The following is a 698-nucleotide window of genomic DNA, read 5'->3' as shown; positions in this document are numbered from 1 at the left end:
TGGACAAGAGATTTCAACACCAACTGTTTTTAAAGCGTTAGAGAAGCGTCATAATCCTTCTTTAAAAATTAATACAGACGCTTTAAAAAGTGTTGATTCATTGGTTAAAGCTTTACAAGAAACGCGTAATGATCTTTTTTCTCCTGCATTAAAAATAGCACCTCAGTTAGCTGAAGTGTTATCTATATTAGATGAATGTGGAGCTCTTTTTTCCCGTATGTCTGGAACGGGAGCAACTTGCTTTGGCATTTTTAAAAATAAACAAACGGCGCAACAAGCAGCTCTTTTTATCAAATCAATGCACCCAAATTGGTTTGTAAAACCTATCATGACTTTAGGAAATATTTGATAAATAAATATAAAAGCTTTTATTTCATCATGATTTTATTATACATAATGAAAGAGGGGAACCAAAGAAATGTGCTTTTTATCTTTTGTGTAAGAGTTCGCAGAATATTTGAAGAGCCATTTAAAACTGTAATGCTTGCAAAAAATGATCAGGCTACAGAAATAGCTGTATGTTTGTTGTATTTGTGATTTATCAAAGATGTTTAATTTGCCGCTTCAACCAAATTTTTCGTGCGAATTGGATTTGCAAAAACAGGGTTTTTTTCATATAGCCGGTGTTGATGAAGTAGGACGGGGGCCTCTCGCGGGACCGGTGGTAACAGCAGCCGTTATCTTGGATAGAGATCGTA

2 pseudogenes are annotated in these 698 nt (G+C 35.0%); both read left to right on the top strand.

Going from position 1 to position 698, the window contains the following annotated elements:
- Positions 1 to 349, top strand: a pseudogene (locus ACFILW_RS10505) (4-(cytidine 5'-diphospho)-2-C-methyl-D-erythritol kinase); the annotation flags it as partial.
- A gap of 198 nt (positions 350 to 547) precedes the next feature.
- Positions 548 to 698, top strand: a pseudogene (locus ACFILW_RS10500) (ribonuclease HII); the annotation flags it as partial.

The sequence above is a fragment of the Bartonella sp. TT110JLCBS genome (assembly GCF_042193405.1).
In the GTDB taxonomy this organism is placed as follows: Bacteria; Pseudomonadota; Alphaproteobacteria; order Rhizobiales; family Rhizobiaceae; genus Bartonella.
This window is presented reverse-complemented; position numbering and strand designations above follow the sequence as displayed.